Below are 14,615 nucleotides of genomic sequence, written 5' to 3'. Positions count from 1 at the left end.
GCTGGGCACGTCACCATTGTCGGTGACGCGATGACGTGCTGGTCAGCGGTGCCGCACGTCACTTGAGCCGGTCACGGATCCGCTCCCGCATCCGCTTCATCGTGAACCCGCGCGGGTCGATCTTCCCGGGCTGCCACTCCAGGTGCCCGATGACGGACCGTTCCGTCCAGCCGTGGTGGCGGCAGATCGCGGCGGCGGCCTTCGCTATCGCCGCCAGCTGGACCTCCGGCCAGGGATCCTCGCCGTCGCCGAGGTTCTCGCACTCGAAGCCGTAGAAGTACCGGTTGCCGTCGGTGTTCGCCTCGTTGTCGGGCGGCAGCGCCCGCTCCGCGATCACCGCGCGCAGTACGTCGTCGTCGCCGCTGCCCGCGTGGTTGGCGCGGCCGTAGCCGACGAGGTGCACCCGGCCGTCCTTGGTGATCACGCCGTGGCACAGCGGTCCCGGCAGGCCCTCGTAGCCCTTCCGGCACAGCTCCACGGTGTGCTTGCTGCCCTTGGTGACCGTGTGGTGGATCATCACGCCGTGGACCGGTCCCCACGGTCCCTTGTGGTTGCGGTTGTGCCGTCTCCAGTCGCCCACCTCGACGACCGTGAGCCCTTCGGCCCGCAGCCTCGCCAGGAACTTGGCCGCGGACATGGGTGAGGCCATGGCCCGCCTCCTTCACCCGTGCGCGACGGCCGCACCGTGCGACCGTCTGGTACCGCTGGATGTACCGAAACGGAGGCGGCCGGAATCCTCCTTCGCACAGCGTGCGAGCCGATTCGGTCAACATCCGGACGGGCGTTCGTGCGGCCGGGGAGGGCGTGCGCGGCGGCGCGCGCGGCTGGTGAAGGTCCCCATTTCTGCCCGCCGGGGTATTGATCCATTCCCCCTCTTTCGGGTAATAGCATCGACACGCTGAGTGATGGAAGGCTTTTCCGTGAGATCGGTGCCCGGCCCAGATCGCGGCCGGACACACAACCGGGAGGGCAGTTCCATATGTCGGTAGGCGAAGAGGTCCGCACGGAAGAGACCAGGCCCCAGCAGAGCCTTGGTACGGCGGCCGCGCGGAATCTGGCCACCACCACCAAGTCCGTTCCCCAGATGCAGGAGATCAGCTCGCGCTGGCTGCTGCGGATGCTCCCCTGGGTGGACGTGAAGGGCGGCACGTACCGGGTGAACCGGCGGCTCACCTACGCCGTCGGCGACGGCCGCATCACCTTCGTGAAGACCGGTGACCGCGTCGAGGTCATCCCGGCCGAACTGGCCGAACTCCCCGCCCTGCGGGGGTACGAGGACGAGGAGGTGCTGGCGGAGCTGGCGCGGCGCTGTGAACAGCGCGAGTTCCAGGCGGGCCAGGTGATCGCCGACTTCGGCAACCAGACCGACGAGGTCTACCTGCTGGCACACGGCCGCGTCGAGAAGGTCGGCACCGGCCCCTACGGTGACGACGAGAGCCTCGGTGTCCTCGCCGACGGCGCCCACCTCGGGGAGCGGGCGCTGCTCGACCCGGACGCCATCTGGGAGTACTCGGCCCGTGCGGTCACCGCCTGCACCGTCCTCGTGCTGTCCCGGCAGGACGTCGAGCAGGTCGCGGAGCGCTCCGACTCCCTGCGCGAGCACCTGGAGTTCGCGCGGGCCGTCCCCGACCAGCGAGCCAACAGGTACGGCGAGAAGGAGATCGACCTCGCGGCCGGCCACGAGGGCGAGCCGGACATCCCGCACACCTTCGTGGACTACGAGTCCCGGCCCCGCGAGTACGAGCTGAGCATCGCCCAGACGGTCCTGCGCATCCACTCGCGCGTGGCCGACCTCTACAACCAGCCGATGAACCAGACCGAGCAGCAGCTGCGGCTCACGGTCGAGGCGCTGAAGGAGCGCCAGGAGCACGAGCTGGTCAACAACCGCGAGTTCGGGCTGCTGCACAACTGCGAGTACGACCAGCGCATCCAGCCGCACGACGGGGTGCCCGGCCCGGACGACATGGACGAACTGCTCAGCAGGCGGCGCGGCACCAAGCTGTTCCTGGCCCACCCGCGCGCCATCGCCGCGTTCGGGCGGGAGCTGAACAAGCGCGGCCTGGTGCCGGAGACCATCGACATGGCCGGGAACCGCATCCCCACCTGGCGCGGGGTGCCGATCTTCCCGTGCAACAAGATCCCGGTCACCGAGGCCCGTACCAGCTCGATCATCGCGATGCGTCTCGGTGAGGAGGACCAGGGCGTCATCGGGCTGCGGCAGTCGGGCATCCCGGACGAGATCGAGCCGAGCCTGTCGGTGCGGTTCATGGGCATCAACGAGCAGGCGATCATCAAGTACCTGGTGACCGCCTACTACTCGGCCGCGGTCCTCGTCCCGGACGCGCTCGGCGTGCTGGAGAACGTCGAGATCGGCCGGTGGCGGTGACCTCTCCGGCAGGCCTGCCGTGTTCCCGCCCGGCGGGGCGGGAACACCCGGCGCGGCCGGCCGACGCGCGCGAAGGGCGGGGGCCCATCTCCATCCACACCGACGACGGCGACGGCACCGACGGGCGCGACACGGCTGAGGCCCAGGAGGCGGCGGCGATCCTCGCGCGGACCAGGGCGGTGGTCGACCCCGCGCTGCGCACGGCCGTCGGGTCGCTCCCCGGTGTCCTGCGCCGCATCGCCCGCTACCACTTCGGCTGGGAGCAGGCGGACGGCACCCCGGCGCTGGGCAACCCGGGGAAGGCGGTGCGCCCCGCCCTGGTGCTCACGGCCGCCGAGGCCGTCGGCGGCGCCGGGGCACGGGCGACCGCCGTATCCGCGGCCGCGGCGGTGGAGCTGATCCACAACTTCACGTTGCTGCACGACGACGTGATGGACCGCGACACCACCCGCAGACACCGGCCCACCGCGTGGACGGTGTTCGGCGTCGCGGACGCCGTCCTCGCCGGGGACGCCCTCCAGGCGGTGGCCCAGCGGCTGCTCGCCGACGACCCGCACCCGGCGTCCACGGCGGCCGCCTCCCGGCTGGCGTCCTGTGTCGTGGAGCTGTGCGCGGGCCAGCAGGTGGACACGGCACTGGAGGGGTGCCCGCCCGCCGAGGTCACCCTCGACGAGGTCCTCGCCATGGCCGAGGCCAAGACGGGCGCGTTGCTCGGCTGCGCCTGCGCGCTCGGCGGGCTGTACGCGGGAGCGTCGCAGGACGAGGTCGAGGCGCTGGACGTGTTCGGCCGGGCGTCCGGCCTCGCCTTCCAGCTCATCGACGACGTGATCGGCATATGGGGCGACCCGGGCCGCACCGGCAAGCCGGTCGGCGCGGACCTGGCCGCCCGCAAGAAGAGCCTGCCGGTCGTCGCCGCCCTCGCCTCCGGCACCCCGGCGGCGGAGGAACTCGCCGAGCTGTACGGCGCCCCGTACGACCAGGGCGACCTGGAGCGCACGATACGGGCCGTGGAGCGGGCGGGCGGACGCGACTGGGCGCAGGCCCAGGCCGCCGACCGGATGGCGCGGGCGATGCAGGAGCTGTCCCGAGCGATCCCGTCCCCGGAGTCGGCGGGCGGCCTGCTGGCCCTCGCCGAGTACGTGACCCGCCGCACCAGCTAGGCCCCGGCCCCGATGCTCCGGCCGCGCGGTCCCTGACCCCGCGCGGCCGGTCGGCCGTCCCGCCCGCTCAGGGCCCGGACCGAAGTGCCGTCAAAGGGGGTGGGCCCACCCTCTCGACGCCACCCGGTAGGCTCAACTGCCGTACGAGCAAGGCTTGTTGAGGCGTCAACGAGGGAGGGGTGGGCATGGGTGTGGCGATACGGGCGGCGGTGCCGGACGACCGGGAGCTGATCGTCCGGCTGCTGGACGAGGCCTTCCAGGACGACCCGGTGAGCGGCTGGGTCTTCCCCGGCACGGAGTACCGCCGTACGCACCACCACAAGCTGATGGCCGCGTTCACCGACATCGTGCTCGCCGAAGGGCGGATCGACCTCACCGAGGACGGCACGGGCTGCGCGCTGTGGCTGCCGACCCCGGCGGAGGCGCACGGCGACGACGACGGGCCCGCCCAGCTGCGGGCCGCGATCGACCCGGCCAACGAACGCATCGAGCTGATCGGCAGCCTGACGGCCGGGATCCATCCCGCCGGACGGGCGCACGAGTACCTGTGGATGATCGGGGTGTCCCCCCAGCGTCAGGGTGCGGGTCTGGGCACCGCGCTCATCGCCTCGGTCCTCGACCGCTGTGACCGGGAGCAGCGGCCCGCCTACCTGGAGGCCAGCAGCGCCCGCAGCCGCGCGCTCTACGAGCGGCTCGGCTTCGAGCAGCACGGCCCCGCGCTGGAACTGCCCGACGGCCCCCTGATGTGGCCGATGTGGCGCGAGCCCCGCTGACCCCCTTCTATTCCTCCGGCACCACCGCGGTCACGATGCGTTCCACCAGCCCTTCCGGCACGCCCGTCCCGGGCAGGACGCCGTCCAGGACACCCGGCAGGGTCAGGTGTTCCACGATCAGCCCGAGCATGGCGAGGTAGAGCACGGCGACGGTCGTGTCGTCGCCGGGCAGTCCGGCCTCGCGGTGGAACCGCATGCCGTACTCCAGCTGGCCCCGCACCGACTCGGTGTAGGAGGCGCGCAGTTCGGGACGGCGGGTGGCCTCCAGGCGGAGTTCCAGCAGGGCCAGATACCCGGTCCGGTCGCGGGCGGCCCGGCCCATCAGGTCGTGCATCAGTGCCGTGACCAGCGAGCGGTCCCTCGGCAGCGCCATCAGCCCGGCGAGCACCTCCGGGTCCGGCGCGAGCCGCAGGTGCACCCGGGCGTCGATCTGGCGCAGCAGGTCCTCGCGTGAGGTGAAGTAGTTGGAGGCGGTGCCCACCGGCACCCCGGCCGCCGCGTCCACCGCGCGGAAGGTCAGCCCCCGGGCGCCGTCCCGCGCGAGCACCTCGATCCCCGCGTCCACCAGCGCCGCCCGCCGCTCCGGATTGCCCGCCATGAACGGAATCCTCTCTCCCACTTGCGGCACCGCCGCGCCGGTGCCGTAAAAGCCCTTGCGACCACTACAAGCGAAGTACTACAACAGGAGTGGTCAACGACCCAGGCAGCCTACGAAAAGAGACCGGCTTGCGAAAGCTCACCTACTTCATCGCCTGCTCGATCGACGGGTTCATCGGCGACCCGGCGGGCGACGCCACCTCCATGTTCGCCTTCCTCGACGAGGAGTTCCTCGGCCACCTCGCCAAGGAACACGCGGACACCCTGCCGACGCAGGCCCGCCGCGCCCTCGGCGTCGACGACGTACCGAACACGCGCTTCGACACGATCGTCCAGGGCCGCGCCAGCTACGAGACGGCCCTCAAGGAGGGCATCACCAGCCCGTACGCGCATCTGCGCCAGTACGTCGCCTCCCGCACCCTCGGCCCGTCCCCGGACCCGGATGTCGAGATCGTCGCCGACGACCTGCTCGGCCGGGTCCGCGCCCTCAAGGCCGAGGACGGCGGCCTGGGCATCTACCTCTGCGGCGGCTCCCGCATCGCCGGTGAGCTGCTGGACGAGATCGACGAACTGGTCATCAAGACCTACCCGCAGGTGTACGGCACCGGCATGCCGATGTTCGGCGGCACCGGCTTCGCGGTCACCGACTTCGCGCTGGAGTCCGTACGCGCCTTCGGCAACGGCGTGCTCATCCGCACGTACAACAGGAAGCGCTGAGCCCTAGCCCGCCCTACCCTTGGGGCATGGGCAGCAGCGAAGGCCATGCCTGTCCCGTCTGCGGACAGCCCGTCGAGACCGTGGTCCAGCGCCACAAGACGCTCGGTGCCTGGGTGCCGAAGTGGGTGCCTGGCCCGTGCCGCAACCCCGACTGCGCCGCGGCGCACACCGAGGAAGGCGCCACGGCCGAACGGGAAGTACGTCCGTCCCCCGCCCCGGAGATGCCGGACGCCCCGGAGGGATCACGGCAGCCTCCCGGGGCGGCCGGGAGAACCCCGGGGAATCCCTGACCGGGGTGTCGAGAAGCCCGGAACCGGCTCCGACGTCCCCTGTGGACGTGGAGCCCTGGCCGGGGCGGTGCCGCCGGGCGGGGCCCTACGGGCGGCCGGGCAGCCCGCCGGTCGCCGGGTCCCTGCCCGTCAGACAGTACGTACCGCCCACCGGGTCCCGCATGACGGTCCAGTGGGCCCCGCGGGAGACGACGACCGCGCCCAGCCGCTCATGCGCGGCCCGGACCTCGTCCACGTCGGCGCAGGCCAGGTCGAGGTGGGCGGAGTGCGGCCGTTCGTCGTCCAGCCGCTGGAGGAGTATCCGCACCGGCAGCGCGGCCGACGGCCTGACCACGTGGAACTCGGGCCGCGAGCCGGGCGACGCGTGCCATCCGTCCGCCAGCCCGCTCCAGAAGGCGACTTCGGCGTCGTAGCGCGAGGGCGGGATGTCCAGACACACCTGGTCCAGCCGACTGCCCCGCACCACACCCGGCCGCGCCGACTCCCCCTGCCAGGGCACCGCGCAGAACAACTGCCCACCGGGCGAAGCCAGTACGGCCCACCCGTCGTGCCCGGCCACCAGCCGCGCGCCCAGCCCTGTCGCCCGCGCCGTGAACCGCTCGACATCCTCGACGGCGAAGTCCAGATGCGCACCGCCGCCGGACCCGACCCCCTGGACCTTCACACAGGGGTCCGCCCCGTCGGTCGGCACCAGCGTCGCGAACTCGCCCCGCTCACCCCGGGGTTCCGACAGCCGGGTGTCCGTGACGGCGGTCCAGAACCGGACGGCGGGGCCGAGGAGTCCGGCGGGGCGGTCGATGAAGGCGTACGTCCAACGGATGACCATGGAGTGATCGTAGGCGGGTCGGTGAGCGCGGAGGAGCGGTTCGGGTGGCGGAGCGGGGGCCGAGGGGCCCGGTGGAGCGGATGGAACACCATCAGGTCGCGATCTACCTGGCGGCGCTGGCCGCGGGCGCCCTGACCGGCTGGGCCGCGCCCGCGGCCGGTCCGGGCCTGGAGCGCGCGATCGGTCCGGTGCTCGGCGCGCTGCTGTTCGTCACCTTCCTCCAGGTCCCGGCCGCCGAACTGGCCCGCTCGCTGCGCGACGGCCGGTTCCTGTCGGCGGCGCTGGTGGTGAACTTCGTGGTCGTACCGCTCGTCGTCGCCGCGATGTTCGCATTGCTGCCCGCCGACCAGGCCGTACGGCTCGGGGTGCTGCTGGTGCTGCTGAGCCCCTGCGTGGACTACGTGATCGTCTTCTCCGGGCTGGCCGGGGGTTCCCACCGCCGACTGCTGGCGGCCACCCCGCTGCTGCTCGTCGCGCAGATGGCGCTGCTGCCGGTGTTCCTGTACCTGTTCATGGGCTCGGGGCTGGCCGATGTCGTGGAGGCCGGGCCGTTCCTGGAGGCGTTCCTGGTCCTGATCGTCGTACCGCTGACGCTGGCGTGGGCGCTCCAGACGTGGGCCGCGCGCCGCCCGGCCGGACGGGCCGTCACGGAGGCGGCGACGACCACGATGGTGCCGCTGATGGCCGCCACCCTGCTGGTCGTGGTCGCCTCCCAGATCCCGAGGCTCGACGACAGCTTCGGCGATGTCGCCGCGGTCGTCCCGTTCTACGTCGTCTTCCTGGTCGTCATGCCGTTCGCGGGCCGGGGCGTGGCCCGCCTCTTCCGGCTGGACGCCCCGGCCGGGCGCGCGATCGTCTTCACCGGCGCCACCCGCAACTCCCTCGTCGTCCTGCCGCTCGCCCTCGCCCTGCCCGACGACCTCGCCGTGGCGGCGGTCGTCGTGGTCACCCAGACCCTGGTCGAGGTGATCGGCATGGTCGTCTACGTGCGTGTGGTACCGGGGCTGGTGGCGGACCCGGTGGCCAGGGGCGACGGCTGACCCCCGGGGGCGGTGAGCCCGTCCTCCGCCAGCCGGGCGCGCAGGGTGCCCTCGAAGTCCTCGGCGCGGGCCAGCTGGACCCGTAGCTTCTCCACCTGCTCGGCGGCGGCCTGCTGGTAGCCGCGGACGCGTTCGAGGAGGGCCTCGCGCTCCTCGGCGTCCGCGCCCGCGTCGAGACGGTCGGTGGCGTCGAGCAGGTCGCGCATCTGGTCCAGGGAGAAACCGAGCGGCTTCATCCGCCGGACGACCATGAGACGGGCGACGTCGTTCTCCGTGTAGAGACGGAAGCCGCCCTGGGACCGTGCGGAGGGGACGACGAGGCCGGTCTCCTCGTAGTGGCGGATCGTGCGCAGGGACAGCTCGGTCCGTGCGGCGACCTCGCCGATCTGCATGTGCTTGCCGTCCACGCCCGCGTTCCTCTGGTCCCTCTGCCTCGTCAGCGGCGGCCCCTGCCCCAGCCGGGCGCCGCCATCTCTACCCTAACGTCAGGGTAGAGTTGTCTCCGTTGCCGTGTCGGGGCCGATGGTGCCCCCGGCGAAGATCCGATTCTTGCAGGAGAGAAGCGTGCGCGAGTCCCTGACGCCCGTCGCCGCCGCCTGCCCGCCGTGACACCGCGCCCGCCGGCGTAAACCCCGGCCGCGCCCCGCGCCTCCACTGAGTGCCGCCCGGCACTTCCCCTTCCCCTTCCCCTTTCTCTTCCCGCATGCCCCCGTGCCCGCCGCCCGGGTGTGCCCGAGCACGACAGGTTCCGTCTCCCTTGTCTTCTGCCGCCCCTGCTGTGTCCCCGGCCGCGCGCCTGCGCGGTCTGAAGCCCGACTGGATCTCCGACCCGAAGGTCTGGCGCACCGAGGTCCTGGCCGGTCTCGTCGTCGCGCTGGCCCTGATCCCCGAGGCGATCTCGTTCTCGATCATCGCGGGCGTGGACCCGGCGGTGGGCCTGTTCGCCTCGTTCACCATGGCCGTGACGATCGCCGTCGTCGGCGGCCGACGGGCGATGATCTCCGCCGCCACCGGCGCCGTGGCCCTCGTGATCGCCCCGCTCAACCGTGAGCACGGCTTCGGCTACCTCGTGGCCGCGGTCATCCTCGCGGGAGTGTTCCAGGTCGTCCTGGGCGCACTCGGAGTGGCGAAGCTGATGCGGTTCATCCCGCGCTCGGTGATGGTCGGCTTCGTCAACGCGCTCGCCGTCCTGATCTTCATGGCCCAGGTCCCCGAGATGCGGGACGTGCCCTGGGCCGTCTACCCGCTGATCGCCGGCGGTCTCGCGCTCATGGTGTTCTTCCCCCGGATCACCACGGTCGTCCCGGCGCCGCTCGTCTCCATCGTCATCCTCACCGTGATCACCGTCGGCGCGGCCATCGCGGTGCCGACCGTGGGCGACAAGGGCGAACTGCCGTCCGCCCTGCCGGTGCCGGGCCTGCCGGACGTGCCGTTCACGCTGGACACGCTGACGACGATCGCCCCGTACGCCTTCGCCATGGCGCTGGTCGGCCTGATGGAGTCGCTGATGACCGCGAAGCTCGTCGACGACATCACCGACACCCACTCCGACAAGACCCGCGAGTCCGTGGGCCAGGGCATCGCCAACGTCGTCACCGGCTTCTTCGGAGGGATGGGCGGCTGCGCGATGATCGGTCAGACGATGATCAACGTGAAGGTCTCCGGCGCTCGGACCCGTCTGTCGACCTTCCTGGCGGGCGCCTTCCTGATGGTGCTCTGTATCGTCTTCGGACCGGTCGTCTCCGACATCCCGATGGCCGCCCTCGTGGCCGTCATGATCATGGTGTCGTTCGCGACCTTCGACTGGCACTCCATCGCCCCGAAGACCCTCCGGCGGATGCCCGCGGGCGAGATCATCGTCATGCTCGTCACCGTCGCCTGTGTGGTCGCCACCCACAACCTCGCCATCGGTGTGGTCGTCGGCTCCATCACCGCCATGGTCATCTTCGCCAAGCGCGTCGCCCACCTCGCCGAGGTCACCGCGGTCGTCGACCCCGACGGCAGCACGGTGGTCTACCGCGTCACCGGCGAACTGTTCTTCGCCTCGTCCAACGACCTGGTGGGCCAGTTCGGCTACGCCACCGACCCCGACAAGGTGATCATCGACCTGAGCGCGGCCCACATCTGGGACGCCTCCTCCGTCGCCGCCCTCGACGCCATCGAGACCAAGTACACCCAGCGCGGCAAGACCGTAGAGATCACCGGCCTCAACACCCCGAGCGCCCATCTGCACGACAGGCTCAGCGGCGAACTCACGGTCGGCCACTGACCACTTGAGCCGCCCCACGCGGCGGCTGCCCCGCACACGACCGCACCCGGCCCGTCATGGACGGTGGCCGGGTGCGGTCGGGAGCGTGCGGGCCGGGTCAGGCCTTCTTGGTCTCCCAGAAGATCTTGTCGATCTGGGCGATGTAGTCCAGAGCCTTCTGGCCGGTGGCCGGGTCCGTGGACGCCTTGGCGGCCGAGAGGGCCTTCAGGGTGTCGTTGACCAGCTGGTGCAGTTCGGGGTACTTCTCGAAGTGCGGGGGCTTGAAGTAGTCGCTCCAGAGCACCGAGACGTGGTGCTTGGCCAGCTCGGCGCGCTGCTCCTTGATGGTGGTGGCACGAGCCTGGAAGTGCGGGTCGTCGTTGCCGGCCATCTTCTCCTGGACGGCCTTCACCGACTCCGCCTCGATGCGGGCCTGGGCCGGGTCGTACACACCGCAGGGCAGGTCGCAGTGTGCGCTGACCTTGACCTTGGGGGCAAACAGGCGGGAAAGCATGAAGCGTTCCTTCCTCGTGATCGTCTTCTCAGGTGGGACATTACTCCCTGAGGGACGGGATTTCGCGAGTGCCCCCTTGGGCTTAGGACAAAAGTCCGGGGTCAGACTGAGACTGGTGGAGGATCCGACCGGGGAGGTGCCGGGATGCCGGAGTTGTCGCCGGAGAGCGAGCGGGGCAGGGGTGTCCCGCCGTTCGGGCTGGCCGAGGTGACGGGGCCGTCCATGGTGCCGACGCTGTACCACGGGGACAGGCTGGTGCTCCAGCACCGGGCCCGCATCCGGCCGGGGGACGTGATCGTGCTGCGGCATCCGTTCCAGCAGGACCTGCTGGTGGTGAAGCGGGTCGCCGAGCGGCGGGAGAGCGGCTGGTGGGTGCTGGCCGACAATCCGTACGCCGGGGGCGACAGCACGGACTACGGTGCCGTCCCCGACGAGCTGGTGCTGGGGCGGGTACGGCTGCGGTACCGGCCGCCGAAGCCCGGTCAGCGGTCGCCGCTGGCGGTGCTGCGCTGGCTGCTGTCGGCGGCCAGACCGGTCTTCTCCGACCGGTCCGCGCGGTCCGCCTCCAGACGTTTGCGGGCACGGTAGGCGGCCACGTTCGCCCGGGTGGCGCAGCGGTCCGAGCAGTAGCGGCGGGACCGGTTGGTGGAGGTGTCCAGGTAGGCGTTGCGGCAGGGGGCCGCTTCGCACAGGCCGAGGCGGTCCACGCCGTACTCGGTGAGGTGGAAGGCCAGGCCCATCGCCGCGATGGCCGCGTAGCCCGCGGTCGCGTTGGACGGGTGGTCGGCCAGGTGCATGTGCCACAGAGGGCGGCCGTCCTCGTCGCGGTGGTCGTGGCCGGAGATCTGCGGGCTGACCGGGAACTCCAGGAGGAGGGAGTTCAGCAGGTCGACGGAGAGGGTCTCGTCGCCTCCGTCCGCCGCCTCGAAGACCGCGCGCAGCCTGGCCCGTACCGACCGGAACCGGGTGACGTCCGCGTCGGTGGCACGCCGGGCCGCCGACTGGTTGCCGCCGAACAGCTCACGGACCGCCTCGACCGAGGTCAGCGAGTCCTTTCCGCGGGCGGGCTCCTCGCTGTTCACCAGTCGTACGGCGTAGTCCGAGTAATAGGCCAGTTCCACTTGTGGTCCTTCTGGTCCTCGTGGGGCGGTCTGGGGGGGGGGAGGGCGAGTAATGGCTGATCCATGTTCAAGGGTATTACGCGGTGTGACGGGACGGCACGGGCACGGCGAAGGGGCGGTACGGATTCCCGTACCGCCCCTTCGCCGTCGTACCGCTACAGCACCTTGGACAGGAACGACTTCGTCCGTTCGTGCTGCGGGTCGGTCAGGACGTCGCGCGGGTGGCCGGACTCGACCACCACGCCGCCGTCCATGAAGACCAGGCTGTCGCCGACCTCGCGGGCGAAGCCCATCTCGTGGGTGACGACGACCATCGTCATCCCGGACTCGGCGAGGTCGCGCATGACGTCGAGGACGTCACCGACCAGCTCCGGGTCGAGGGCCGAGGTCGGCTCGTCGAACAGCATCAGCTTCGGGTCCATCGCCAGCGCCCGCGCGATGGCGACGCGCTGCTGCTGGCCGCCGGAGAGCTGCGAGGGGTAGTTGCGGGCCTTGTCGCCCAGGCCCACGCGCTCCAGCAGCTCCATCGCCCGCTCCCGGGCCTGGCCGCGGCTGACGCCCTTGACCTGGACCGGGGCCTCGATGACGTTCTCCACGGCCGTCATGTGCGGGAACAGGTTGAAGCGCTGGAAGACCATGCCGATGTCCCGGCGCTTCAGGGCGACCTCGCTGTCCTTCAGCTCGTACAGCTTGTCGCCCTTCTGGCGGTAGCCGACCAGCTCGCCGTCGACGTACAGCCGCCCGGCGTTGATCTTCTCCAGGTGGTTGATGCACCGCAGGAAGGTCGACTTGCCGGAGCCGGACGGGCCGATCAGGCAGAACACCTCACCCGTCTTGACCTCCAGGTCGATGCCCTTGAGGACCTCGACCGGGCCGAAGGACTTGTGGACGCCCTCCGACTTGACCATCGGCACAGTGGCCTGCTTGTCCGTCTCGGTCATGCCGCCGCTCCCTTCCGGTTCGACAGGGAGAGCACGTTCTTCCTGATCTTCTGCCACGGCGTGGGCGGCAGCTGGCGGGTGGAGCCGCGGGCGTAGTAGCGCTCCAGGTAGTACTGGCCGACGCTGAAGACCGACGTCAGGACCAGGTACCAGGCCGCGGCGAGGAACAGCATCTCCGCCGGGGCGCCGGACGTCTGGCCGATGTCCTGGGCGACCCGGAACAACTCGGAGTACTGGACGACCGACACCAGCGAGGTCGTCTTCAGCATGTTGATGACCTCGTTGCCCGTCGGCGGCACGATCACCCGCATCGCCTGGGGTACGACGATCCGGCGCAGCGTCTTGGCGTGGCTCATGCCCAGCGCGTGCGACGCCTCGGTCTGGCCCTCGTCGACCGAGAGCAGACCGGCGCGGCAGATCTCCGCCATGTAGGCGGCCTCGTTGAGGCCGAGGCCGAGCAGCGCGGTCAGGAACGGGGTCATGAAGTCCGACCACTCGTCCCGGTAGAACGGCCCGAGGTTGATGTACTCGAAGACCAGGCCCAGGTTGAACCAGACCACGAGCTGCACCAGCACCGGCGTACCGCGGAAGAACCAGATGTAGAACCACGCGATCGCGCTGGTCACCGGGTTCTTCGAGAGCCGCATCACCGCGAGCAGGATGCCGCCCACCACACCGATCAGCATGGCCAGGACGGTGATCAGCAGCGTCTTGCCGACACCGCTGAGGATGCGGTCGTTGAAGAAGTAGTCCGGGATGGCGCCCCAGTTGATCCTGCCCTGGGAGAACGCGTAGATGATCCCGCCCAGCAGGGCGAGAGCGACGACGGCGGACACATAGCGCCCGTAGTGCCGGACCGGGATGGCCTTGATGGCCTCCGGTCCGGCCGGGGGTGTGTCGGCCGGACCCGTCGTCTTGTCGTTGTCAACAGTCACGGGTGTTGCCTTTCAGTGGCCGCTGGCCGGGGTGTGCCGAGCGATCACTTGCCGCCGTTGACGACGGCCTCGTCGACGGCGCCCTCGGTGACGCCCCACTTCTCCAGGACCTTGGTGTACTCGCCGTTCTCGATGACCGCGTCCATCGCGGCCTTGATCGCGTCGCGCAGCTCGGCCTGGTCCTTGGCGATCGCGATGCCGTACGGAGCGGCCTCGACCTGCTCGCCGACCAGCTGGAAGTCGTTGCCGCCGCCGGAGGTCTTCACCGCGTACGCGGCGACCGGGAAGTCGGAGGAACCGGCGTCGGCACCGCCCGCGCGCAGGCGGGTCTGGGCCTGCTGGTCGTTGTCGAAGGCCTCGATGGTGAGCTTCTTGCCGCTCGGGCACTTCTTGGCCTCGTCCTTGGCGAGGTCCTCGGAGACCGTGCCGCGCTGCACCACGAGCTTCTTGCCACACAGGTCGGACCAGGTCTTGATGCCCTGGTCGTCACCCTTCTTGGTGTAGATCGAGACACCGGCGGTGAAGTAGTCGACGAAGTCCACGCCCTCACCGACCTTCTTGCCGGTCTCGGAGTCGATGCCCTCCTGGCGCTCCTTGGTGTCGGTCATCGCGGACATGGCGATGTCGTAGCGGTTGGAGCGCAGACCGGTGAGCAGGGTGTCGAACGTGCCGTTCTCGAACTCGAACTTCACGCCGAGCTGCTTGCCCATGGCGTCGGCCAGGTCGGGGTCGATACCGACCGTCTTGCCGGACTCGTCCTTGAACTCGACCGGGGCGTAGGCGATGTCCGAGCCGACCCGGATGACGCCCTTGTCGCGGATCGACTGGGGGAGCTTGTCGGCCAGGGGGGCCGCGCTCTGGGTGGCGGTCCCGGTGCTCTCGTCGGAGCCGCCGCCCTCGGTCTGGTCACCGCAGCCGGTGAGAAGCAGGGCGCCTGCGACCGCGATCGAGCCGACCGCTGCCAGCCGGTTGCGGGTGGCGGTCGTACGACGGGTGGAGCTTGCGGTCATGGTGGGTTCCTCCGGCGGATGGGTGGAGTTGCCGATGAGTCTGGGGTCGACGAGAAC

The 14,615-nt window shown here is 70.7% G+C and carries 16 protein-coding genes; 7 read left to right on the top strand and 9 right to left on the bottom strand.

Features of this window, described 5'->3' with window-relative positions; all coding sequences use genetic code 11:
* Positions 1 to 58 precede the first annotated feature (58 nt).
* On the bottom strand, positions 59 to 649 hold the full coding sequence (locus KBY47_RS23900) for an N-acetylmuramoyl-L-alanine amidase (protein WP_210923985.1): 591 nt from the start codon (positions 647 to 649) through the stop codon (positions 59 to 61).
* 330 nt (positions 650 to 979) lie between these two features.
* On the opposite strand from KBY47_RS23900, the gene KBY47_RS23895 reads away from it, so the two are divergent.
* From KBY47_RS23895 to KBY47_RS23885, 3 genes are all read left to right on the top strand, one after another.
* Positions 980 to 2,386 carry a family 2B encapsulin nanocompartment shell protein gene (locus tag KBY47_RS23895; protein WP_210923983.1) on the top strand — a complete coding sequence of 469 codons (1,407 nt, stop codon included), beginning with the start codon at positions 980 to 982 and terminating at the stop codon, positions 2,384 to 2,386.
* Positions 2,383 to 3,546 (top strand): family 2 encapsulin nanocompartment cargo protein polyprenyl transferase, encoded by a 1,164-nt coding sequence (locus KBY47_RS23890; RefSeq protein ID WP_374103104.1) that lies wholly within the window; start codon positions 2,383 to 2,385, stop codon positions 3,544 to 3,546. The genes KBY47_RS23895 and KBY47_RS23890 overlap by 4 nt, the downstream gene beginning before the upstream one ends.
* Before the next feature lie 185 nt (positions 3,547 to 3,731).
* Entirely contained in the window at positions 3,732 to 4,319 is a 588-nt protein-coding gene (locus KBY47_RS23885) for a GNAT family N-acetyltransferase (RefSeq protein ID WP_210923981.1), read from the top strand.
* A gap of 7 nt (positions 4,320 to 4,326) precedes the next feature.
* Here KBY47_RS23885 and KBY47_RS23880 read toward each other — a convergent pair whose 3' ends face one another.
* The gene (locus tag KBY47_RS23880; RefSeq protein WP_210923979.1) at positions 4,327 to 4,917 is read right to left on the bottom strand and encodes a TetR/AcrR family transcriptional regulator; all 591 of its coding nucleotides are present in this window, start codon (positions 4,915 to 4,917) and stop codon (positions 4,327 to 4,329) included.
* A 128-nt stretch (positions 4,918 to 5,045) separates the two neighbouring features.
* On the opposite strand from KBY47_RS23880, the gene KBY47_RS23875 reads away from it, so the two are divergent.
* Positions 5,046 to 5,633 (top strand): dihydrofolate reductase family protein, encoded by a 588-nt coding sequence (locus KBY47_RS23875; RefSeq protein WP_210923977.1) that lies wholly within the window; start codon positions 5,046 to 5,048, stop codon positions 5,631 to 5,633.
* 375 nt (positions 5,634 to 6,008) lie between these two features.
* On the opposite strand, the gene KBY47_RS23870 is transcribed toward KBY47_RS23875, so the two are convergent.
* Positions 6,009 to 6,749, bottom strand: a complete 741-nt coding sequence (locus tag KBY47_RS23870; protein WP_210923975.1) for a VOC family protein — start codon at positions 6,747 to 6,749, stop codon at positions 6,009 to 6,011.
* Between the two features lie 80 nt (positions 6,750 to 6,829).
* On the opposite strand from KBY47_RS23870, the gene KBY47_RS23865 reads away from it, so the two are divergent.
* Entirely contained in the window at positions 6,830 to 7,789 is a 960-nt protein-coding gene (locus KBY47_RS23865; RefSeq protein WP_210923973.1) for a bile acid:sodium symporter, read from the top strand.
* On the opposite strand, the gene KBY47_RS23860 is transcribed toward KBY47_RS23865, so the two are convergent.
* Positions 7,732 to 8,196 carry a MerR family transcriptional regulator gene (locus KBY47_RS23860; RefSeq protein WP_210923971.1) on the bottom strand — a complete coding sequence of 155 codons (465 nt, stop codon included), beginning with the start codon at positions 8,194 to 8,196 and terminating at the stop codon, positions 7,732 to 7,734. The genes KBY47_RS23865 and KBY47_RS23860 overlap by 58 nt on opposite strands.
* Before the next feature lie 371 nt (positions 8,197 to 8,567).
* Here KBY47_RS23860 and KBY47_RS23855 point away from each other — a divergent pair, with 371 nt between their 5' ends.
* Positions 8,568 to 10,058, top strand: a complete 1,491-nt coding sequence (locus KBY47_RS23855; RefSeq protein ID WP_308405252.1) for a SulP family inorganic anion transporter — start codon at positions 8,568 to 8,570, stop codon at positions 10,056 to 10,058.
* A 97-nt stretch (positions 10,059 to 10,155) separates the two neighbouring features.
* Here KBY47_RS23855 and sodN read toward each other — a convergent pair whose 3' ends face one another.
* The gene (gene sodN, locus KBY47_RS23850; RefSeq protein WP_196459426.1) at positions 10,156 to 10,551 is read right to left on the bottom strand and encodes a superoxide dismutase, Ni; all 396 of its coding nucleotides are present in this window, start codon (positions 10,549 to 10,551) and stop codon (positions 10,156 to 10,158) included.
* Between the two features lie 144 nt (positions 10,552 to 10,695).
* On the opposite strand from sodN, the gene sodX reads away from it, so the two are divergent.
* Positions 10,696 to 11,139 (top strand): nickel-type superoxide dismutase maturation protease, encoded by a 444-nt coding sequence (gene sodX, locus KBY47_RS23845; RefSeq protein ID WP_210923966.1) that lies wholly within the window; start codon positions 10,696 to 10,698, stop codon positions 11,137 to 11,139.
* Here the strand turns inward: sodX and KBY47_RS23840 are convergent.
* The 4 genes from KBY47_RS23840 to KBY47_RS23825 form a co-directional block, all read right to left on the bottom strand.
* Positions 11,034 to 11,672 (bottom strand): ABATE domain-containing protein, encoded by a 639-nt coding sequence (locus KBY47_RS23840; RefSeq protein ID WP_210923964.1) that lies wholly within the window; start codon positions 11,670 to 11,672, stop codon positions 11,034 to 11,036. The genes sodX and KBY47_RS23840 overlap by 106 nt on opposite strands.
* 155 nt (positions 11,673 to 11,827) lie before the next feature.
* Complete coding sequence (locus KBY47_RS23835; protein WP_282108441.1) at positions 11,828 to 12,613, bottom strand: amino acid ABC transporter ATP-binding protein; 786 nt, start codon at positions 12,611 to 12,613, stop codon at positions 11,828 to 11,830.
* A complete protein-coding gene (locus KBY47_RS23830; RefSeq protein ID WP_210923962.1) occupies positions 12,610 to 13,548 on the bottom strand; it encodes an amino acid ABC transporter permease in 939 nt (312 codons plus the stop codon). The genes KBY47_RS23835 and KBY47_RS23830 overlap by 4 nt, the downstream gene beginning before the upstream one ends.
* A 44-nt stretch (positions 13,549 to 13,592) precedes the next feature.
* Positions 13,593 to 14,558 carry an ABC transporter substrate-binding protein gene (locus KBY47_RS23825; protein WP_210923960.1) on the bottom strand — a complete coding sequence of 322 codons (966 nt, stop codon included), beginning with the start codon at positions 14,556 to 14,558 and terminating at the stop codon, positions 13,593 to 13,595.
* Between the last annotated feature and the right edge of the window lie 57 nt (positions 14,559 to 14,615).

This window comes from Streptomyces sp. B93 (assembly GCF_018070565.1).
Classification (GTDB): Bacteria; Actinomycetota; Actinomycetes; order Streptomycetales; family Streptomycetaceae; genus Streptomyces.
The sequence above is the reverse complement of the archived record's forward strand: the minus strand, read 5'-3'. Positions and strand labels throughout refer to the sequence as shown.